This is a genomic window from uncultured Sphingomonas sp. (assembly GCF_936927845.1).
Classification (GTDB): domain Bacteria; phylum Pseudomonadota; class Alphaproteobacteria; order Sphingomonadales; family Sphingomonadaceae; genus Sphingomonas.
The window spans coordinates 135,173-152,689 of the sequence record NZ_CAKZHV010000059.1 but is presented as its reverse complement, the minus strand read 5'-3'; the positions used below and the strand labels follow the sequence as shown (position 1 = coordinate 152,689).

At 65.8% G+C, this 17,517-nt stretch carries 30 protein-coding genes; 29 read left to right on the top strand and 1 reads right to left on the bottom strand.

Going from position 1 to position 17,517, the window contains the following annotated elements; genetic code table 11:
- Window positions 1–74: 74 nt before the first annotated feature.
- The 24 genes from tuf to Q0579_RS10990 all read left to right on the top strand — a co-directional run bounded on the left by tuf (window position 75) and on the right by Q0579_RS10990 (window position 13,893).
- The gene (gene tuf, locus Q0579_RS11105) at window positions 75–1,271 is read left to right on the top strand and encodes an elongation factor Tu (protein WP_219768194.1); all 1,197 of its coding nucleotides are present in this window, start codon (window positions 75–77) and stop codon (window positions 1,269–1,271) included.
- Between the two features lie 205 nt (window positions 1,272–1,476).
- Window positions 1,477–1,785, top strand: a complete 309-nt coding sequence (gene rpsJ / locus Q0579_RS11100) for a 30S ribosomal protein S10 (RefSeq protein WP_019516011.1) — start codon at window positions 1,477–1,479, stop codon at window positions 1,783–1,785.
- Window positions 1,786–2,073: 288 nt separating this feature from the next.
- Complete coding sequence (gene rplC, locus Q0579_RS11095) at window positions 2,074–2,826, top strand: 50S ribosomal protein L3 (protein WP_298812470.1); 753 nt, start codon at window positions 2,074–2,076, stop codon at window positions 2,824–2,826.
- 2 nt (window positions 2,827–2,828) lie between these two features.
- Window positions 2,829–3,455, top strand: coding sequence for a 50S ribosomal protein L4 (rplD, locus tag Q0579_RS11090; protein WP_219768196.1), 627 nt, complete (start codon window positions 2,829–2,831; stop codon window positions 3,453–3,455).
- Window positions 3,448–3,762, top strand: coding sequence for a 50S ribosomal protein L23 (locus Q0579_RS11085; protein ID WP_298812121.1), 315 nt, complete (start codon window positions 3,448–3,450; stop codon window positions 3,760–3,762). Before rplD ends, Q0579_RS11085 begins: the two co-directional genes overlap by 8 nt.
- Window position 3,763: 1 nt before the next feature.
- A complete protein-coding gene (gene rplB / locus Q0579_RS11080; protein WP_298812118.1) occupies window positions 3,764–4,597 on the top strand; it encodes a 50S ribosomal protein L2 in 834 nt (277 codons plus the stop codon).
- Window positions 4,597–4,872 carry a 30S ribosomal protein S19 gene (rpsS, locus tag Q0579_RS11075; protein WP_019516016.1) on the top strand — a complete coding sequence of 92 codons (276 nt, stop codon included), beginning with the start codon at window positions 4,597–4,599 and terminating at the stop codon, window positions 4,870–4,872. Before rplB ends, rpsS begins: the two co-directional genes overlap by 1 nt.
- A complete protein-coding gene (rplV, locus tag Q0579_RS11070) occupies window positions 4,872–5,249 on the top strand; it encodes a 50S ribosomal protein L22 (protein WP_019516017.1) in 378 nt (125 codons plus the stop codon). The genes rpsS and rplV overlap by 1 nt, the downstream gene beginning before the upstream one ends.
- Window positions 5,249–5,956, top strand: coding sequence for a 30S ribosomal protein S3 (gene rpsC / locus Q0579_RS11065; RefSeq protein WP_219768199.1), 708 nt, complete (start codon window positions 5,249–5,251; stop codon window positions 5,954–5,956). Before rplV ends, rpsC begins: the two co-directional genes overlap by 1 nt.
- A gap of 15 nt (window positions 5,957–5,971) precedes the next feature.
- Window positions 5,972–6,406, top strand: coding sequence for a 50S ribosomal protein L16 (gene rplP / locus Q0579_RS11060; RefSeq protein ID WP_019516019.1), 435 nt, complete (start codon window positions 5,972–5,974; stop codon window positions 6,404–6,406).
- 1 nt (window position 6,407) lies between these two features.
- A complete protein-coding gene (rpmC, locus tag Q0579_RS11055; RefSeq protein WP_219768200.1) occupies window positions 6,408–6,620 on the top strand; it encodes a 50S ribosomal protein L29 in 213 nt (70 codons plus the stop codon).
- 13 nt (window positions 6,621–6,633) lie between these two features.
- Window positions 6,634–6,906: a 30S ribosomal protein S17 gene (gene rpsQ / locus Q0579_RS11050; RefSeq protein WP_019516021.1), complete on the top strand. Its 273-nt coding sequence runs from the start codon at window positions 6,634–6,636 to the stop codon at window positions 6,904–6,906.
- 250 nt (window positions 6,907–7,156) lie between these two features.
- The gene (gene rplN, locus Q0579_RS11045; protein WP_019516022.1) at window positions 7,157–7,525 is read left to right on the top strand and encodes a 50S ribosomal protein L14; all 369 of its coding nucleotides are present in this window, start codon (window positions 7,157–7,159) and stop codon (window positions 7,523–7,525) included.
- Window positions 7,525–7,848 carry a 50S ribosomal protein L24 gene (gene rplX / locus Q0579_RS11040; RefSeq protein ID WP_246248589.1) on the top strand — a complete coding sequence of 108 codons (324 nt, stop codon included), beginning with the start codon at window positions 7,525–7,527 and terminating at the stop codon, window positions 7,846–7,848. The genes rplN and rplX overlap by 1 nt, the downstream gene beginning before the upstream one ends.
- Entirely contained in the window at window positions 7,841–8,428 is a 588-nt protein-coding gene (rplE, locus tag Q0579_RS11035) for a 50S ribosomal protein L5 (RefSeq protein WP_298812102.1), read from the top strand. Before rplX ends, rplE begins: the two co-directional genes overlap by 8 nt.
- An 18-nt stretch (window positions 8,429–8,446) precedes the next feature.
- On the top strand, window positions 8,447–8,752 hold the full coding sequence (rpsN, locus tag Q0579_RS11030; protein ID WP_298812100.1) for a 30S ribosomal protein S14: 306 nt from the start codon (window positions 8,447–8,449) through the stop codon (window positions 8,750–8,752).
- A gap of 11 nt (window positions 8,753–8,763) precedes the next feature.
- Window positions 8,764–9,159, top strand: a complete 396-nt coding sequence (gene rpsH / locus Q0579_RS11025) for a 30S ribosomal protein S8 (protein ID WP_093005713.1) — start codon at window positions 8,764–8,766, stop codon at window positions 9,157–9,159.
- Window positions 9,159–9,692 (top strand): 50S ribosomal protein L6, encoded by a 534-nt coding sequence (gene rplF, locus Q0579_RS11020; protein ID WP_298812099.1) that lies wholly within the window; start codon window positions 9,159–9,161, stop codon window positions 9,690–9,692. Before rpsH ends, rplF begins: the two co-directional genes overlap by 1 nt.
- Complete coding sequence (gene rplR / locus Q0579_RS11015) at window positions 9,689–10,045, top strand: 50S ribosomal protein L18 (protein ID WP_219768204.1); 357 nt, start codon at window positions 9,689–9,691, stop codon at window positions 10,043–10,045. The genes rplF and rplR overlap by 4 nt, the downstream gene beginning before the upstream one ends.
- 3 nt (window positions 10,046–10,048) lie before the next feature.
- Window positions 10,049–10,855, top strand: coding sequence for a 30S ribosomal protein S5 (rpsE, locus tag Q0579_RS11010; RefSeq protein WP_298812097.1), 807 nt, complete (start codon window positions 10,049–10,051; stop codon window positions 10,853–10,855).
- A 6-nt stretch (window positions 10,856–10,861) separates the two neighbouring features.
- Window positions 10,862–11,041 (top strand): 50S ribosomal protein L30, encoded by a 180-nt coding sequence (gene rpmD / locus Q0579_RS11005; RefSeq protein WP_219768205.1) that lies wholly within the window; start codon window positions 10,862–10,864, stop codon window positions 11,039–11,041.
- Between the two features lie 98 nt (window positions 11,042–11,139).
- Window positions 11,140–11,658 (top strand): 50S ribosomal protein L15, encoded by a 519-nt coding sequence (gene rplO, locus Q0579_RS11000; protein ID WP_298812096.1) that lies wholly within the window; start codon window positions 11,140–11,142, stop codon window positions 11,656–11,658.
- A gap of 180 nt (window positions 11,659–11,838) precedes the next feature.
- The gene (gene secY, locus Q0579_RS10995) at window positions 11,839–13,203 is read left to right on the top strand and encodes a preprotein translocase subunit SecY (RefSeq protein WP_298812095.1); all 1,365 of its coding nucleotides are present in this window, start codon (window positions 11,839–11,841) and stop codon (window positions 13,201–13,203) included.
- A gap of 42 nt (window positions 13,204–13,245) precedes the next feature.
- Entirely contained in the window at window positions 13,246–13,893 is a 648-nt protein-coding gene (locus Q0579_RS10990) for an adenylate kinase (RefSeq protein ID WP_298812094.1), read from the top strand.
- On the opposite strand, the gene Q0579_RS10985 is transcribed toward Q0579_RS10990, so the two are convergent.
- A complete protein-coding gene (locus Q0579_RS10985) occupies window positions 13,880–14,023 on the bottom strand; it encodes a hypothetical protein (RefSeq protein WP_298812093.1) in 144 nt (47 codons plus the stop codon). The two genes, Q0579_RS10990 and Q0579_RS10985, sit on opposite strands and share 14 nt — an antisense overlap.
- Before the next feature lie 301 nt (window positions 14,024–14,324).
- Between Q0579_RS10985 and Q0579_RS10980 the strand changes: the two genes are divergently transcribed.
- The 5 genes from Q0579_RS10980 to rplQ all read left to right on the top strand — a co-directional run bounded on the left by Q0579_RS10980 (window position 14,325) and on the right by rplQ (window position 17,383).
- Window positions 14,325–14,558 (top strand): hypothetical protein, encoded by a 234-nt coding sequence (locus Q0579_RS10980; RefSeq protein ID WP_298812091.1) that lies wholly within the window; start codon window positions 14,325–14,327, stop codon window positions 14,556–14,558.
- A 173-nt stretch (window positions 14,559–14,731) separates the two neighbouring features.
- Window positions 14,732–15,100 carry a 30S ribosomal protein S13 gene (gene rpsM / locus Q0579_RS10975; protein WP_298812089.1) on the top strand — a complete coding sequence of 123 codons (369 nt, stop codon included), beginning with the start codon at window positions 14,732–14,734 and terminating at the stop codon, window positions 15,098–15,100.
- Window positions 15,101–15,199: 99 nt separating this feature from the next.
- Complete coding sequence (gene rpsK, locus Q0579_RS10970) at window positions 15,200–15,589, top strand: 30S ribosomal protein S11 (protein ID WP_019516037.1); 390 nt, start codon at window positions 15,200–15,202, stop codon at window positions 15,587–15,589.
- 91 nt (window positions 15,590–15,680) lie between these two features.
- Window positions 15,681–16,745, top strand: a complete 1,065-nt coding sequence (locus Q0579_RS10965) for a DNA-directed RNA polymerase subunit alpha (protein WP_298812087.1) — start codon at window positions 15,681–15,683, stop codon at window positions 16,743–16,745.
- Between the two features lie 215 nt (window positions 16,746–16,960).
- Window positions 16,961–17,383: a 50S ribosomal protein L17 gene (rplQ, locus tag Q0579_RS10960; RefSeq protein WP_298812085.1), complete on the top strand. Its 423-nt coding sequence runs from the start codon at window positions 16,961–16,963 to the stop codon at window positions 17,381–17,383.
- Window positions 17,384–17,517 lie beyond the last annotated feature (134 nt).

Genomic DNA, 17,517 nt, shown 5'->3' with positions numbered 1-17,517 from the left:
TTCAGCCGCTATGGGGCCGCCTTCACGGCGAGTCCTGCGTGCGGCTCAAGTGACATCCAGAAGGTAGGGAAACAATGGCTAAGGCTAAGTTTGAGCGGACCAAGCCGCACCTCAACATCGGCACCATCGGTCACGTCGACCATGGCAAGACCTCGCTGACGGCGGCGATCACGAAGGTGCTGGCGGAGAACGTTGCGGGTAACGCGGCGGTTGACTTCGCAAACATCGACAAGGCACCGGAAGAGCGCGAGCGCGGCATCACGATCTCGACGGCGCACGTCGAGTACGAGACGGCGAACCGCCACTACGCGCACGTCGACTGCCCGGGTCACGCCGACTACGTGAAGAACATGATCACCGGTGCCGCCCAGATGGACGGCGCGATCCTGGTCGTGTCGGCGACCGACGGCCCGATGCCGCAGACCCGCGAGCACATCCTGCTCGCACGTCAGGTCGGCGTGCCGGCGATGGTCGTGTTCATGAACAAGGTCGACCTGGTCGACGACGAGGAAATCCTTGAGCTCGTCGAGCTGGAAATCCGCGAGCTGCTGAGCTCGTACGAGTTCCCGGGCGACGACATTCCGATCATCAAGGGTTCGGCGACCTGCGCGCTGTCGGGTTCGGACACCAAGCTCGGCCAGGACGCGGTCCTTGAGCTGATGAAGAACGTCGACGAGTACATCCCGCAGCCCGAGCGTCCGCTCGACAAGCCGTTCATGATGCCGATCGAGGACGTGTTCTCGATCTCGGGTCGCGGCACCGTCGTCACCGGCCGCGTCGAGACCGGCGTGGTGAAGGTCGGCGAGGAAGTCGAGATCGTCGGTATCCACCCGACCGTCCGCAAGACCACGGTCACGGGCGTCGAGATGTTCCGCAAGCTGCTCGATCAGGGCCAGGCCGGCGACAACGTCGGTGCGCTGATCCGCGGCGTGGCGCGTGACGAGGTGGAGCGCGGCCAGGTGCTGTGCAAGCCGGGCTCGATCAAGCCGCACACCGACTTCGCGTCGGAAGTGTACGTGCTGTCGAAGGACGAGGGTGGCCGTCACACGCCGTTCTTCGCCAACTATCGTCCGCAGTTCTACTTCCGCACGACCGACGTGACCGGCACCGTCGAGCTGCCCGAGGGCACCGAGATGGTGATGCCGGGCGACAACGTCGCGCTGGGCATCAAGCTGATCGCGCCGATCGCGATGGACGTCGGCCAGCGCTTCACCATCCGCGAGGGCGGTCGTACCGTCGGCGCAGGGGTTGTCAGCTCGATCGACAAGTAATATAGGCGCCAGCCTTACGGAGACCGGTGGTTCAACCGCCGGCCTCTAGCAAAGCGGCCCGCACCGGCGACGGTGCGGGCCGTTCGCTTTTAGTAGGGACACCCTCACGCTGCGGCATCGCCCAGCATGCTCGTGTCCGGTCACTCGCGTATCAAACCAGCAAGAGCCGCTTCCGGCGGCCCGCTCTTTCGCATCGGTAGGGAACATGGACACCAACATCCGCATCCGCCTGAAGGCATTCGATCACCGCGTGCTCGACCAGGCGACCGGCGACATCGCCGACACCGCACGCCGCACCGGCGCGCTGATCCGTGGCCCGATCCCGCTTCCGACCCGTATCGAGAAGTTCACCGTCAACCGCGGCCCGCACGTCGACAAGAAGAGCCGCGAGCAGTTCGAGGTTCGCACCTACAAGCGCATGCTCGACATCGTGCAGCCGACGCCGCAGACCGTTGACGCGCTGATGAAGCTCGACCTCGCGGCCGGTGTTGACGTCGAGATCAAGCTGGCCTAATGCGCCGGCTCCCGCGGTTGACGTGAGTCCCGCGGGTTCGTCGTTTTCGCAGGTACGGGAACGACGGTGACGGCTTCGCCACGGCGGGGCTTGCCACAACAAAGAGATACCGCCGGCGGCAACGCCTCCGGGACAGCGTCTCCCGTCACGCCCCGACAAGGGGTGACCAGCCCGGGACGGGGGCACGCTTCGCTTATCCGGGTTGAACCGTCGTCCGTGCGAGAGTGCGGGCGGCACAAGCACCTGCGGGATGGGCTCGTGGGTGCCTCTGTCAAGGAGCACAAGATCATGCGCACTGGCGTGATCGCGAAGAAAATGGGCATGACGCGCCTGTTCCAGGATGATGGCCGGCACGTGCCCGTCACCGTTCTGCAACTCGAAGGCTTGCAGGTCATCGCCCGTCGCGAGATGGATCGTGACGGCTACACCGCCGTCCAGCTTGGTGCAGGTAGCGCCAAGGCAAAGAACGTCGCCAAGCCGCAGCGCGGCCACTTCGGCAAGGCCGAGGTCGAGCCGAAGGCGGTCGTCCACGAGTTCCGCGTGACCGAGGACAACCTCCTCGACGTCGGCGCCGAGCTGTCGGCCGACCATTATGTCGCCGGCCAGTACGTCGACATCCAGGGTCGCACGCAGGGCAAGGGCTTCGCCGGCGCCATGAAGCGCTGGAACTTCGGCGGTCTGCGCGCCACGCACGGCGTGTCGGTCAGCCACCGTTCGCACGGTTCGACCGGTAACCGCCAGGATCCGGGTCGCGTCTTCAAGAACAAGAAGATGGCCGGCCACATGGGCGACAAGAACCGCACCCAGCAGAACCTCGAGATCGTCGGCACCGACGTCGAGCGCGGCCTGATCTTCGTGAAGGGCTCGGTGCCCGGTTCGAAGGGTGGCTGGCTGTTCGTCAAGGACGCGGTCAAGCAGGGGCGCCACGAGGGTGCACCGTATCCGGCCAGCCTGAAGCAGGCTGCCAACAACAACACCGCCGCTGACACGCCGGCCGACAACTCGGCCGACACGCAGGCGACCGACGGCCAGGAGGGCTGAACGTGAAGGTCAAGGTTTCCTCCTTTGCCGGCCCAGGTAGCAATGGGGATGCTGCAGAGATCGAGCTCAACGACGAGGTCTTCGGCCTCGATCCGCGTGCCGACATCCTGCACCGCGTCGTGACCTGGCAGCTCGAGAAGCGTCGCGCCACCGCGCGCGGCACCCGCGAGCGCGCCGACGTCGCCCGTTCGGGCAAGAAGTTCGGTCGCCAGAAGGGCGGCGGTACGGCTCGTCACGGCGATCGCCGCGCGCCGGTGTTCATCGGTGGTGGTAAGGCGCACGGCGCCCGCGTCCGCGACTTTAACCCGGGGCTGAACAAGAAGGTTCGCGCACTGGGTCTGAAGATGGCGCTGTCGAGCCACGCCAAGAACGGTTCGCTGATCGTCCTCGACGGCTTCTCGGTCGCCAAGACCGCCGAGCTGAAGGGTCACTTCGCGACGCTCAACGCCGGCAAGCGCACGCTCGTCATCGATGGTGACGCAGGCGAGGGCTTCCGCGCCGGTCGCAACCTCGTCGGCGTCGACATGCTCCCCGCAGTGGGCGCGAACGTCTACGACATCATCAAGGCTGACACGCTGGTCCTGACCCGCGCGGCGGTCGAGAAGCTGGAGGCTCGCTTCAATGGCTAAGCAGGCAAAGGCGATCGACAACCGTCACTATGACGTGATTGTCGCGCCGCACATCACCGAGAAGGCGACCCTTCTCTCCGAGCAGAACGCGGTCGTGTTCAAGGTTGCCAGCAAGGCGACCAAGCCGGAGATCAAGGCAGCGGTCGAGGCGCTGTTCGACGTGTCCGTGAAGAGCGTGAACACGATCGTGCAGAAGGGCAAGACCAAGCGTTGGAAGGGTGCGCCCTACCAGCGGTCGGACATGAAGAAGGCGATCGTGACCCTCACCGAGGGTCAGTCGATCGACGTCACCGAGGGGGCCAAGTAAGATGGCACTCAAGCATTATAACCCGACCTCGCCCGCGCAGCGCGGCCTGATCCTCGTCGACAAGTCGGCGCTGTGGAAGGGCAAGCCCGTCAAGGCGCTGACCGAGGGCAAGAACAAGACCGGCGGCCGCAACAACAAGGGCCATGTGACCAGCCGCGGCATCGCGGGCGGCCACAAGCAGAAGTACCGTTTCATCGACTTCAAGCGTCGCAAGTGGGACGCCGAGGGTACGGTCGAGCGACTCGAGTATGATCCCAACCGCACCGCGTTCATCGCGCTGGTGTCGTATGCGGACGGCGAGCAGGCCTATATCATCGCGCCGCAGCGTCTCGCGGTCGGTGACAAGGTGATCGCGGCGAAGAAGACCGACACCAAGCCCGGCAACGCGATGGAGATCGGTCAGGTCCCCGTCGGCACCATCGTCCACAACGTGGAGATGAAGCCGAACAAGGGTGGTCAGATCGCGCGCTCGGCCGGTACCTACGTGCAGGTCGTGGGTCGCGACCGCGGCATGGTGATCGTTCGCCTGAACTCGGGCGAGCAGCGTTACATCCGTGCCGAGTGCATGGCGACCGTCGGTGCGGTGTCCAACCCGGACAACCAGAACACCAATCTGGGCAAGGCCGGTCGTTCGCGCTGGATGGGCAAGCGCCCGCTGACGCGCGGTGTTGCGAAGAACCCGGTCGACCACCCGCACGGCGGTGGTGAAGGCCGGACCTCGGGCGGCCGTCACCCGGTCACGCCGTGGGGCAAGCCGACCAAGGGTGCGCGCACCCGCCACAACAAGTCTACGGACAAGATGATCATCCGTAGCCGTCACGCGAGGAAGAAGTAATGGCGCGCTCCGTCTGGAAGGGCCCGTTCGTCGAATTGAGCCTGCTCAAGAAGGCCGAAGCCGCACAGGACGCGGGTGGCCGCGCACCGATCAAGACCTGGTCGCGTCGCTCCACCATCCTGCCGCAGTTCGTCGGTCTGACGTTCACCGTGTACAATGGCCGCAAGTTCGTGCCCGTCTCGATCAACGAGGACATGGTCGGCATGAAGCTCGGCGAGTTCGCGCCGACCCGGTATTTCCCGGGTCACGCGGCTGACAAGAAGGGCAAGCGCTGATGTCGAAGCCAGCATCCCCTCGCAAGGTCGGCGACAAGGAAGCCTTGTCCGTCGGCACGCAGATCCGCGGATCGGCGCAGAAGCTCAACCTGGTCGCGGGTCTGATCCGTGGTCGCAAGGTGAGCGACGCGCTCAACATCCTGCAGTTCTCGACCAAGGCAATGGCCGTTGACGCGCGCAAGGTGCTCGCCTCCGCGATCGCCAATGCCGAGAACAACCACAACCTCGACGTCGACGCGCTCGTCGTCGCCGAGGCGTCGGTCGGCAAGTCGATCACCATGAAGCGGTTCGCCACGCGCGGCCGCGGCAAGTCCACCCGCATCCTGAAGCCGTTCTCGCGGCTGCGGATCGTCGTGCGCGAGCAGGAAGAAGCCTAATGGGTCACAAGAGCAACCCGATCGGTCTGCGCCTGCAGATCAACCGCACCTGGGACAGCCGCTGGTTCGCGGAAGGCCAGGATTATGGTCGCCTGTTGCTGGAGGATCTGAAAATCCGTCAGTACATCATGGACACGCTGCCGCAGGCGGCGATCTCCAAGGTGGTGATCGAGCGTCCGGCCAAGCTGTGCCGCATCTCCGTCTTCGCCGCGCGCCCGGGCGTGATCATCGGCAAGAAGGGTTCGGACATCGAGAAGCTTCGCAAGAAGCTTGGCACGATGACCTCGTCCGACGTGTCGCTGAACATCGTCGAGATCCGCAAGCCCGAGGTCGACGCCAAGCTCGTCGCGCAGGGCATCGCCGATCAGCTCGAGCGTCGTATCGCCTTCCGTCGTGCGATGAAGCGCGCGGTGCAGTCGGCGATGCGCCTGGGTGCCGACGGCATCCGCGTCGCGTGCGGTGGTCGCCTGGGCGGCGCCGAGATCGCGCGGTCGGAGAGCTATCGTGAGGGCCGGGTGCCGCTGCACACGCTGCGCGCCAACCTCGACTATGCCGAAGCGCAGGCGCACACCGCTTATGGTGTCTGCGGCGTCAAGGTGTGGGTGTTCAAGGGCGAGATCCTGGGCCACGATCCGATGGCGCAGGACCGGCTGATGATGGAGGCTCAGACCTCCGGCGTGCGCCCGGCGCGCGACGATCGCCGCTAAGGTACTGGACAGAACATGCTGCAACCAAAGCGCACCAAGTTCCGCAAGGCGTTCAAGGGCCGCATCCACGGCGACGCCAAGGGCGGCACGGCACTTAACTTCGGCTCGTACGGGCTGAAGGCGATGGAGCCGGAACGCATCACCGCGCGTCAGATCGAGGCGGCCCGCCGCGCGATCACGCGTCACATCAAGCGCCAGGGCCGTCTCTGGATCCGCATCTTCCCGGACGTCCCCGTTTCGTCGAAGCCGGCCGAAGTCCGCATGGGTTCGGGTAAGGGTTCGCCGGAGTTCTGGGCCGCTCGCGTCAAGCCGGGCCGGATCCTGTTCGAGCTCGACGGCGTCGAGGGCAAGATCGCCGCGGAAGCGTTCGAGCGCGCCGCGATGAAGCTGCCGATCAAGACCAAGGTGGTGGCGCGTCTGGGCGACACGTCGCACCTGGGAGGCGAGTGAGATGGCAAAGGCAAAGACCAAGACCGATTTCGTCGGCCAGACCGATGATCAGCTCAGCGAGAGCCTGGGCCAGCTGAAGCGCGAGCAGTTCAACCTGCGCTTTCAGGCGGCGACCAACCAGCTCGAGAAGCCGAGCCGCGTGCGCGAGGTCCGCAAGGACATCGCCCGCATCAAGACCCAGCAGGCGCAGCGCAACGCTGCCGCTGGCAAGTAAGAGGACGAGAGACATGCCGAAGCGCGTGCTGACCGGGGTGATCGTCTCGGACAAGGGCGAGAAGACGGTGGTCGTGAACGTGGAGCGCAAGGTCAAGCACCCGCTCTACGGCAAGATCATCCGTCGTTCGAAGAAGTACCACGCCCATGACGAGGCGAACGAGTACAAGCAGGGCGAGACCGTGCGCATCGAAGAGACTGCGCCGATGTCGAAGCTAAAGAACTGGAAGGTGGTCGAGCGGGTCAACACCCACGCGACGCCGGAACGGGTCGACGTCGACGCATAACGCGTCGGACGTGAGAGCCCTTCGCTCGTTTCGTGCAGGGTCTGCTTCGTGCAGAGACCACATGAGCGAACGAAGGGGCGACGTAGCGATCGAGGCGTAGGTCCACCGCGGGCTTGCGTTTCATCGCCGGGGCGGTTACCGGACCGCTCCCCCTGGTGCAGGCCCGTCGAGAACGGTCGCCCGCGCCGGGGGTCGTTATTTTAGGCGGGGTTGGGTCGGTATCCACCCCATTTGATGAGGAATTGGGTCAATGATCCAGATGCAGTCGAACCTCGACGTCGCTGACAACAGCGGCGCGAAGCGCGTGCAGTGCATCAAGGTGCTGGGCGGCTCCAAGCGTCGCACGGCCGGCGTGGGCGACATCATCGTCGTCTCCGTCAAGGAAGCACAGCCGCGCGGCCGCGTGAAGAAGGGCGACGTTCACCGCGCCGTTATCGTTCGTACCGCCAAGGACATCCGCCGCGCCGATGGCTCGGTGATCCGTTTCGACGGCAATGCCGCGGTGCTGGTCAACAAGAACGAGGAGCCGATCGGCACCCGTATCTTCGGCCCGGTGGTGCGCGAGCTGCGTGGCCGCGGCCACATGAAGGTCATCAGCCTGGCGCCGGAGGTGCTGTGATGAGCAACGTGAAGATGAAGATCAAGAAGGGCGATCAGGTCATCGTCCTGTCGGGCAAGGACAAGGGCAAGACCGGAACGGTCACGCTCGCCAGCCCGCGCGACCAGAAGGTCGTGGTCGGCGGCATCAACGTCGCGACCCGCCACCGCAAGCCGAGCCAGGCGCAGCCGCAGGGCGGCCTGGAGCGCATCGAAGCGCCGCTGCACGTTTCCAAGGTCGCGCACGTGACCGCCGACGGCAAGCCGACGCGCGTGCGTTACGAGATGCAGGACGGGAAGAAGGTCCGTGTCGCGGTCAAGACCGGGAGCAAGATCGATGGCTGATTACAAGCCCCGCATGAAGTCGATGTACGACGACTCGATCGCGAAGGCGATGACCGAGAAGTTCGGGTACAAGAACGTGCTCGAGGTTCCGCGGATTGAGAAGATCGTGCTCAACATGGGCGTCGGTGAGGCGACCCAGGACAAGAAGAAGGTCGAGCAGGCAGCGTCCGAAATGGAGCTGATCGCCGGCCAGAAGCCTGTCATCACCAAGGCGAAGAAGTCGATCGCGCAGTTCAAGCTGCGTGAAGGCATGCCGATCGGCGTCAAGGTGACGCTGCGTCGCGAGCGCATGTACGAGTTCCTCGACCGCTTCATCACGATCGCGCTTCCCCGCGTCCGCGACTTTCGCGGGCTTAACCCGAAGAGCTTCGACGGCCGTGGCAATTACGCCTGCGGCATCAAGGAGCAGATCGTGTTCCCCGAGATCAACTATGACCGCATCGACAAGGTGCGCGGCATGGACGTGATCGTGACGACCAGCGCGAAGACCGATGACGAAGCGCGCGAGCTGCTGCGTCTGTTCGGCTTCCCGTTCCCGCAGGCTGAAGGCGAGGCCGAAGCGCCGCGTCAGGCCGCGTAACAAAGAGAGCTTAAGTCCATGGCGAAACTGAGTTCCGTGAACAAGAACGAGCGTCGCAAGAAGCTCGTCAAGCAATATGCCCCGAAGTTTGCGAAGCTGAAGGCGATCGCGAACGATGAGTCGCTCGACGAGACCGAGCGTCTCATCGCGCGCCTCAAGATGTCCGAGCTGCCGCGCAACGCGAACCCGACCCGTGTCCGCAACCGCTGCGAGATCACCGGGCGCCCGCGCGCTTATTACCGCAAGTTCCGTCTCGCTCGCGTCATGCTGCGCGATCTGGCCAACAAGGGCCTGATCCCCGGCCTCACGAAGTCGAGCTGGTAAGGACACGACAGATGGCAGTGACCGATCCCCTGGGTGACCTGCTCACCCGCATCCGCAACGGCCAGCGCGCGCGCAAGGACAGCGTCCTGTCGCCCGCCAGCAAGCTGCGGACCCGCGTTCTCGATGTGCTCCAGCGCGAAGGCTACATCCGTGGCTATAGCGAAGAAGAGATGGGCCCCGCCAAGGGCGTCCGCATCGAGCTCAAGTATTTCGAAGGCCAGCCCGCCATCAAGCATGTCGCGCGCGTCTCGAAGCCTGGCCGCCGCGTGTATTCGGGCAGCCAGGAGCTTCCCCGCGTGATGAACGGCCTGGGCATCACCATCGTCTCGACGCCGCGCGGCGTGCTCTCGGATGCCGAGGCGCGCGAGCAGAACGTCGGTGGCGAAGTGCTGGCGGAGGTGTTCTGATGAGCCGCATCGGTAAAAAGGCAGTTCCGGTTCCCGCCGGCGTGTCCGCCGACATCGCGGGCCGCGTGCTGAGCGTGAAGGGTCCCAAGGGCACCCTGTCGATGCCGCTCGCCGACGAGATCACCTATGACGTTCAGTCGGACGGCATTTCGGTGCAGCCGGCGAACGACACCAAGCGCGCGCGCGCGTTCTGGGGCATGCAGCGCACGCTGGTGCAGAACTTGGTGACGGGCGTGACGACAGGCTTCTCCAAGAAGCTGGTCATCACCGGCGTCGGCTACCGCGCCGCGGCGCAGGGTCGTAACCTGAAGCTGCAGCTCGGCTACAGCCACGACGTCAACATCGAGGTGCCCGAGGGCATCGAGGTGAAGACGCCGGACGCCACCACCGTCGAGATCAGCGGTTCGGACAAGCAGAAGGTGGGTCAGCTCGCCGCCGAGATCCGCCGCTGGCGCAAGCCGGAGCCGTACAAGGGCAAGGGCATCAAGTACGACGGCGAGTTCAGCTTCCGTAAGGAAGGAAAGAAGAAGTGACCAAGGGCCTTTCGCTTTTCGAGAAGCGGCGTCGCCGCAACCGTACCGCGCTGCGCGCGCGGTCGGGCACGCGTCCGCGTCTGTCGATCCACCGCTCGGGCAAGCACATCTATGCCCAGGTCATCGACGACGAGGCGGGCCGCACGGTTGCTTCGGCTTCGACGCTGGAGAAGGACGTGCGCGACACGTCGGGTGCCAACGTGGCGGCTGCGACCGAGGTCGGTCGTCGCGTGGCCGAGAAGGCCAAGGCGGCAGGCGTGACGCAGGTCGTGTTCGACCGCGGCGGCTTCCTCTTTCACGGCCGGGTGAAGGCGTTGGCGGAAGCCGCGCGCGAAGCCGGACTGGAGTTCTAAGACATGGCTGACGACAACAACCAGACGGCGGGCGAGCCGATGGCGGCGACCGCGCCGCAGGACGCCGGCCAGAGCGCCAACACCAATGGTGGTGGTCAGGGCGGCGGCTTCGGCGGCGGTCAGGGCGGCGGCTATCGCGGCGGCCAGGGCGGCGGACGCGGTGGCCCGGGCGGCAACCGCGGTCGCGGTGGCCCCGGCGGCAATCGTGGCGGCCGTGACGGCAACCGCGGCGGTCGTCGCGACGATCGTCGTGGCGGGCAGGACGATGGTGGCGAGGAGCTGATCGAGAAGCTCGTCCACATCAACCGCGTGTCGAAGACGGTGAAGGGCGGCAAGCGCTTCGGCTTCGCGGCGCTGGTCGTCGTGGGCGACGGCAAGGGCCGCGTCGGCTTCGGTCACGGCAAGGCGCGCGAGGTGCCGGAGGCGATCTCGAAGGCGACTGCCTCGGCCAAGAAGAAGATGCTGCGCGTTCCGCTCAAGGACGGCCGCACGCTGCACCATGACGGCAACGGTCATTTCGGCGCGGGCCGCGTGACGGTCCGTTCGGCGCCGTCGGGCACCGGGATCATCGCGGGTGGCCCGATGCGCGCCATCTTCGAGAGCCTGGGTGTTCACGACGTCGTGACCAAGTCGGTCGGCACGTCGAACCCGTACAACATGATCCGCGCGACGTTCGAGGCACTGGGTGAGCAGACCTCGCCCAAGGCCGTCGCACAGCGCCGCGGCAAGAAGATCGCGGACCTGCTCGGTCGCGGCCAGGGCGCTGACGCCCAGACCGCCGAGGCCGATGCCGCGGCGATCGTGGAGTAACGAGCAATGGCTACCATCAAGGTCAAGCAGACCGGATCGCCGATCCGCCGGACCAAGGACCAGCGCGCGACGCTGATCGGTCTTGGTCTCAATAAGATGCACAAGGTTTCGGAGCTGCAGGACAGCCCCGAGGTCCGCGGGATGATCCGCAAGGTGCACCACATGGTCGAGGTGCAGGAGGGCTGAGCCTTCCCCACCTTTACCGGTGACAAATTGAGGGAAGGGGGCTAAGCGGCCCCCTTCCTTTTCCTTTAGCGCGACAAAAGCGAAAGCGAGTGCATATCATGAAGCTCAACGAACTCCGCGACAACGAAGGTGCCCGCAAGTCCCGCATGCGCGTGGGCCGTGGCATCGGCTCGGGTAAGGGCAAGACCGCGGGCCGCGGCCAGAAGGGTCAGAAGAGCCGCGAGGGCGTCTCGATCGCCGGCTTCGAGGGCGGTCAGATGCCGCTTCACATGCGTCTGCCGAAGCGCGGCTTCAACAACATCTTCGCCAAGGATTATGCCGAGGTGAACCTGGGCGCGATCCAGAAGGCGATCGAGTCGGGCAAGCTGACCGCGACCGACATCGACCATGCGGCGCTGAAGGCGGCGGGCCTCGCGCGCGGCGGCAAGGACGGCGTGCGTCTGCTCGGCAAGGGCGAGCTGACCTCGGCGCTGAACTTCACCGTGGCGGGCGTTTCGGCCTCGGCGCGCGAAGCTGTCGAGAAGGCGGGTGGCTCGGTCACCGTGCCCGAGATCGTGCCTGCCGCGGAGAAGGCCAAGGCCAAGCACCGGACCGGCCGCGCGGCACCGCGCGCGTGATTGTTGCGCCCCGGCCACGCTGCCGGGGCAGACAGCACCAGCCGCTCGGGCTCGAGAATAGACACGGCATGTGATGTGCCTATATGAGCGGCGGGGTGGCACGGGCTTCCCCGCCGCTTTTGTTTGGATTCGCGCGCCGTTTTGTGCCGCGACATCCCGGTTCCAGGACATGCGACAACGATGGCATCCGTAGCCAACAATATGGCCTCAAGCGTCAGTCTGGCGAAGTTCGCGCAGGCAACCGACCTCAAGAAGCGACTGTGGTTCACGATCGGCGCGCTGATCGTCTTCCGTCTGCTCAGCTACGTGCCGTTACCCGGCGTCGATGCGACCGCGCTCGGCCTGCTGGCCGATCAGACCAAGGGCGGCGTGCTCGACTTCTTCAACACCTTCTCGGGTGGGTCGCTCAGCCGGATGAGCCTGATCGCGCTGGGCGTGATGCCGTACATCACCGCCTCGATCGTGGTGCAGTTGGCGACGAGCCTCAGCCCGCAGCTCGCCGCGATCAAGAAGGAAGGCGAGAGCGGGCGCAAGAAGCTCAACCAGTACACCCGCTACGGCACCGTCGCGTTGACCGCGGTGCAGGGGTATTTCATCGCAGTGGGTGTCGAGACGCTCGGCGCGAATTCGGGCATTCAGGCGGTGGTCGAGCCTGGCATGCTGTTCCGCATCAACGCGGTCGTGTCGCTGATCGGGGGCACGATGTTCCTGATGTGGATCGGCGAGCAGATCACCAGCCGCGGGATCGGCAACGGCGTGTCGCTGATCATCATGGCGGGCATTGTCGCGCATTTGCCGACGACGATCGTCAACCTGTTGGAGGGTGGTCGTTCGGGCTCGATGAGCGCGTTCGTGCTGCTCGCGATCATTGCGGTGGTCGTCGGCCTGGTGCTGCTGATCTGCTTCATGGAGCGTGCGCAGCGCCGCATCCTGATCCAGTATCCCAAGCGGCAGACGCAGCGCGGGATGCAGGCCGATCGCAGCCACCTGCCGCTCAAGATCAACACCGCGGGCGTGATCCCGCCGATCTTCGCCTCGTCGCTGCTGCTGATGCCGCTGACGATCACGCAGTTCGCGGGCAACCGCGTTCAGGGTGACAGCTGGTGGGGCGACGTGATCATCAGCCTCAACCAGTACCTCCAGCACGGCGCGCCGCTGTACATGGCGCTGTATGCCGCGGGCATCATCTTCTTCTCGTTCTTCTACACGGCGGTGGTGTTCAACCCCGAGGAGACGGCGGAGAATCTGAAGCGCTACGGCGGGTTCATCCCAGGCATTCGTCCGGGCAAGAACACCGAGACATATTTCGATTACGTGCTGACGCGCATCACCGTGATCGGCGCGGCGTACCTGACGTTCATCTGCGTGGTGCCGGAATATCTCGTCTCGGCGCTGTCGATCCCCTTCTATCTGGGCGGCACCAGCTTGCTCATCGTCGTCAACGTGACCATGGACACGGTGACGCAGATCCAGTCGCACCTGCTGGCGCACCAGTATGGCGACCTGATCAAGAAGTCGAAGCTGAAGGGCGCGCGTCGCCGCTGACACGCGGTGACGGGCAGTCGACAAACGGGGAGAAACGCGCGCGTGAACATCATCCTGCTGGGGCCGCCGGGTGCGGGCAAGGGCACGCAGTCGGAACGGCTGGTCGCCGAGCGCGGCATGGTGCAGCTCTCCACCGGCGACATGCTGCGCGCCGCGGTGAAGGCGGGGACGCCGGTCGGCGTCCAGGCGAAGGCAGTGATGGACGCGGGCGAGCTGGTGTCCGACGCGATCGTCTCCGCGCTGATCGGCGAGCGGATGGACGCGGGCACCGGTGCGGGCGCGATCTTCGATGGCTATCCGCGCACTGCCGCGCAGGCCGACGCGCTCGACCTGCTGCTCGCCGAGCGCGACCAGACGCTCGATCACGTGATCGAGCTGGAGGTGGACGAGGATGCGCTGGTCGAGCGGATCGTCGGCCGCTTCACGTGCGCCACTTGCGGTGCGGGCTATCACGACACGTTCAAGCAGCCCAAGGCGGCGGGGGTGTGCGACGTATGCGGCGGAAGCGAGTTCAAGCGCCGCCCCGACGACAACGAGCAGACCGTGCGCACGCGCATGGCCGAGTATCGCGCCAAGACCGCGCCGATCATCCCGATCTACGAAGCGCGCGGGCTGATCCGCCGCGTCGACGGCATGGCTGATATCGCGGTGGTGACCGCCTCGATCGAGGCGATCCTCAACGCGGGCTGAAGCGCGCCGCGACGACGATCGCGGCGCTGCCGAGCAAGATCATCGATACGCCGGTGCCGAGCGCGACCAGGCCGCGCGCGGTGACGTCCACCTTGGCGCGTGCCTCGGCTCTGCTGATCCTGATCGTCACGGTCGCGCGTTGCCGTTCCACGATTGTCTAACGCCTGCAGCGGAGGTCGGTGCCGACGCTGACATGACGAAGAGTTCATGCGCGGGTCACCGCGATCGCGGCGGTGACGCGGTAGAGAAGGGGCATCGGATCGCCGAACGCGATGCCGGGCACCACCCCCGCCTGGTACTCCCGCGGCTCTGACTACCCGCCGCCCACACTCCCGGTGGCGTCGGGTTCGCCGGCGAGGGCTTCGCGCTCTCGCCGGCGCTTTCTTTTGTCCCGCTCGACAAGCATTCGCACTCGTGGCAGCGCCGCGAACATGGATGGTCTGACCTTGTTCGGCTTTGCGGCGGTGCTGTTCATGCTGGTCTGCTACATGCTGGAGGACCGCGCGCCGTTCTGGACGTTGCTGTTCGCGCTCGGTTGCGTCGCGAGCGGGGTGTACGGATTTCTGCAGGGTGCGTGGCCGTTCGCGATGGTGGAGATCATCTGGACCGTCGTCGCGCTGCAACGCTGGATGAAACTCAGGCGGCGCGCGGAACCACGCGCTTGACTCGGCGTTTGCGCGCGCCTAATTGTCACAACTTCCGACACACCGGTCCCGGCGGCGCTTCGTTGCGTGCGCCGCGCTTTTGCGTAAGGGCGGGTGCGGCGGAAGTGTAATGCGACGAGATGGGGGGCGTGGCAGCCATGCCGCACCCCGTGGAGCACAGGAGAACGAACTTCATGGCACGTATCGCGGGTGTCAACATCCCGACCAACAAGCGCGTGATCATCGCGCTGACCTACATCCACGGCATCGGCCCGGCGCATGCAGAGGCGCTGACCACCAAGCTGAACATCGCGGAAGACCGCCGCGTGCAGGACCTGACCGATCAGGAGGTGCTGCAGATCCGCGAGGCGATCGACGCCGACTACACGGTCGAGGGTGATCTTCGTCGCGAGACCGCGATGAACATCAAGCGCCTGATGGATCTCGCCTGCTACCGCGGCCTGCGTCACCGCAAGGGCCTGCCGGTCCGCGGCCAGCGCACGCATACCAACGCGCGCACCCGCAAGGGCAAGGCAAAGCCGATCGCCGGCAAGAAGAAGTAAGCGCGGGGCGCTTACTTCTCCGCCGGAGGCTCCCGCACTGTCACGGTGCGGTTCCGCAGCCTGCCGGCGTCACTTGGAATATAGGTCAGGAACTACCACATGGCTCAGGCACCGCAGCGCATTCGTCGGCGCGAGCGCAAGAACATCACCGCGGGCGTCGCGCACGTGAACGCCAGCTTCAACAACACCATGATCACCATCACCGACGCGCAGGGCAATGCGATCAGCTGGTCCTCGGCCGGCATGATGGGCTTCAAGGGTTCGCGCAAGTCGACCCCGTATGCGGCGCAGGTCGCGGCCGAGGACGCGGGCAAGAAGGCCGCCGAGCACGGCGTTCGCACGCTCGAGGTCGAGGTGAAGGGTCCGGGTTCGGGCCGCGAGTCGGCGCTGCGTGCGCTGCAGGCGGTCGGTTTCCAGATCACGTCGATCCGCGACGTGACCTCGATCCCGCACAACGGCGTTCGCCCGTCCAAGCGTCGCCGCGTCTGATGCTCTCGCGCGGCTGCTGACGAGTGGCCGCGTTTCTTACCAGGCGGTGTCGCGTGCGCACGCGCTCCGCCCAACCCCAGGGGACGAGATCTTGTCTGTCAATGCAAAGAACTGGCAGGAACTGAAGAAGCCCAGCGGCCTCGAGAAGAAGAGCGGCGACGGGAAGCGCAAGGCGACGTTCATCGCCGAACCACTGGAGCGCGGCTTCGGCCTGACGCTCGGCAACGCGCTTCGGCGCGTGCTGCTGTCGAGCCTGCAGGGCGCGGCGGTGACCTCGATCAAGATCGAGAACGTTCTGCACGAGTTCAGCAGCCTGGCGGGCGTCCGCGAGGACGTGACCGACATCGTGCTGAACGTGAAGCAGATCGCGATCCGCATGCAGGGCGAGGGCCCGAAGCGGCTCCAGCTCTCCGCCACCGGTCCGGCCGAGGTGAAGGCGGGCGACATCGCGGTGTCGGGCGATATCGAGGTGATGAACCCCGAACTGGTGATCTGCCACCTCGACGAGGGCGCGACGCTCAACATGGAGCTGACCGCCGACACGGGTAAGGGCTATGTCGCCGCGACTGCGAACCGTTCGGCCGACGCGCCGATCGGCCTGATCCCGGTCGACGCGCTCTACTCGCCGGTGCGCCAGGTGTCGTACAAGGTCGACCCGACCCGCGTCGGTCAGGACCTCGACTATGACAAGCTGACGCTGACGATCGAGACCGACGGCACCGTCACGCCCGAGGACGCGGTCGGCTATGCCGGGCGCATCCTGCAGGACCAGCTCGCGCTGTTCGTCCACTTCGACGATTCGTCGGTCACGCGTTCGGCGCCGGTCGGCGTCGCGGCGCCGGCGGCGAGCACGGGCGAGGTCGCGGGCGATACCGCGCAGATCAACCGTTACCTGCTCAAGAAGGTCGACGAGCTCGAACTGTCGGTGCGTTCGGCCAACTGCCTCAAGAACGACAACATCATCTATATCGGCGATCTGGTCGGCAAGACCGAGGCCGAGATGCTGCGCACGCCGAACTTCGGCCGCAAGTCGCTCAACGAGATCAAGGAGGTGCTCTCCAGCATGGGGCTGCGCCTCGGCATGGAGATCCCCGGCTGGCCGCCCGAGAACATCGAGGAAATGGCCAAGAAGCTTGAGCAGGAAATCATGGGCTGAGCCGCATCGGCGTAGCGACGCTACGCTGAAGACGGCGACAGCTCGGCCGGCGGATCGGGTGCGCCGATCCGACCGACGACGCGGAATTCACTTCCGCGTCCCGGCCGCAACGAACAGGGCTCCCTCCCGGGGAGCGACGGACAATCGGTGGCCCACCGTCCCACCAGGCCCGGGGTACCTCGCACGGCCCCCTGACGAACGAGAAGGAATACACCATGCGTCACCGTGTAGGCGGTCGTAAGCTCCAGCGTACCTCGGCTCACCGCCAGGCGCTGTTCCGCAACATGTCGGCCGCGCTGATCAAGCACGAGCAGATCACCACCACCGTCGCCAAGGCGAAAGAGCTTCGTCCGTACATCGAGAAGCTGGTCACGCTCGGCAAGAAGGGCGGCCTGTCGAACCGTCGTCTGGCGCACGCGCGCCTGCTCGACGACGCGCAGCTGGTGAAGCTGTTCGACACGCTGGCGACCCGCTACGCGTCGCGCAACGGCGGTTACACCCGCATCATCAAGGCGGGCATCCGCGCATCGGACGCGTCGCCGATGGCGATCATCGAGTTCGTCGACCGCGACGTGTCGGCGAAGGGGCAGGACTCGGGCCCGGTGATGGCGGACGAGGACTATGACGACGCCGCATGAGCGCACGTGAGTAGCGCAAGCTAGTCACGAGACGCTCAAGGCCGGTCAGCGGCGCAGCGCGCCGACTGACGACGCGGCTACGCCGCGGCAGGGCTGACACGAAAGGCCGCTCCAGCGATGGAGCGGCCTTTCTC

Bases quoted from the DNA above. Each gene is read 5' to 3' on its own strand.
- tuf (WP_219768194.1), top strand. From the start codon at position 75: ATGGCTAAGGCTAAGTTTGAGCGGACCAAGCCGCACCTCAACATCGGC.
- rpsJ (WP_019516011.1), top strand. From the start codon at position 1,477: ATGGACACCAACATCCGCATCCGCCTGAAGGCATTCGATCACCGCGTG.
- rplC (WP_298812470.1), top strand. From the start codon at position 2,074: ATGCGCACTGGCGTGATCGCGAAGAAAATGGGCATGACGCGCCTGTTC.
- Q0579_RS11085 (WP_298812121.1), top strand. From the start codon at position 3,448: ATGGCTAAGCAGGCAAAGGCGATCGACAACCGTCACTATGACGTGATT.
- rplB (WP_298812118.1), top strand. From the start codon at position 3,764: ATGGCACTCAAGCATTATAACCCGACCTCGCCCGCGCAGCGCGGCCTG.
- rpsS (WP_019516016.1), top strand. From the start codon at position 4,597: ATGGCGCGCTCCGTCTGGAAGGGCCCGTTCGTCGAATTGAGCCTGCTC.
- rplV (WP_019516017.1), top strand. From the start codon at position 4,872: ATGTCGAAGCCAGCATCCCCTCGCAAGGTCGGCGACAAGGAAGCCTTG.
- rpsC (WP_219768199.1), top strand. From the start codon at position 5,249: ATGGGTCACAAGAGCAACCCGATCGGTCTGCGCCTGCAGATCAACCGC.
- rplP (WP_019516019.1), top strand. From the start codon at position 5,972: ATGCTGCAACCAAAGCGCACCAAGTTCCGCAAGGCGTTCAAGGGCCGC.
- rpmC (WP_219768200.1), top strand. From the start codon at position 6,408: ATGGCAAAGGCAAAGACCAAGACCGATTTCGTCGGCCAGACCGATGAT.
- rpsQ (WP_019516021.1), top strand. From the start codon at position 6,634: ATGCCGAAGCGCGTGCTGACCGGGGTGATCGTCTCGGACAAGGGCGAG.
- rplN (WP_019516022.1), top strand. From the start codon at position 7,157: ATGATCCAGATGCAGTCGAACCTCGACGTCGCTGACAACAGCGGCGCG.
- rplX (WP_246248589.1), top strand. From the start codon at position 7,525: ATGAGCAACGTGAAGATGAAGATCAAGAAGGGCGATCAGGTCATCGTC.
- rplE (WP_298812102.1), top strand. From the start codon at position 7,841: ATGGCTGATTACAAGCCCCGCATGAAGTCGATGTACGACGACTCGATC.
- rpsN (WP_298812100.1), top strand. From the start codon at position 8,447: ATGGCGAAACTGAGTTCCGTGAACAAGAACGAGCGTCGCAAGAAGCTC.
- rpsH (WP_093005713.1), top strand. From the start codon at position 8,764: ATGGCAGTGACCGATCCCCTGGGTGACCTGCTCACCCGCATCCGCAAC.
- rplF (WP_298812099.1), top strand. From the start codon at position 9,159: ATGAGCCGCATCGGTAAAAAGGCAGTTCCGGTTCCCGCCGGCGTGTCC.
- rpsE (WP_298812097.1), top strand. From the start codon at position 10,049: ATGGCTGACGACAACAACCAGACGGCGGGCGAGCCGATGGCGGCGACC.
- rpmD (WP_219768205.1), top strand. From the start codon at position 10,862: ATGGCTACCATCAAGGTCAAGCAGACCGGATCGCCGATCCGCCGGACC.
- rplO (WP_298812096.1), top strand. From the start codon at position 11,140: ATGAAGCTCAACGAACTCCGCGACAACGAAGGTGCCCGCAAGTCCCGC.
- secY (WP_298812095.1), top strand. From the start codon at position 11,839: ATGGCATCCGTAGCCAACAATATGGCCTCAAGCGTCAGTCTGGCGAAG.
- Q0579_RS10980 (WP_298812091.1), top strand. From the start codon at position 14,325: ATGGATGGTCTGACCTTGTTCGGCTTTGCGGCGGTGCTGTTCATGCTG.
- rpsM (WP_298812089.1), top strand. From the start codon at position 14,732: ATGGCACGTATCGCGGGTGTCAACATCCCGACCAACAAGCGCGTGATC.
- rpsK (WP_019516037.1), top strand. From the start codon at position 15,200: ATGGCTCAGGCACCGCAGCGCATTCGTCGGCGCGAGCGCAAGAACATC.
- rplQ (WP_298812085.1), top strand. From the start codon at position 16,961: ATGCGTCACCGTGTAGGCGGTCGTAAGCTCCAGCGTACCTCGGCTCAC.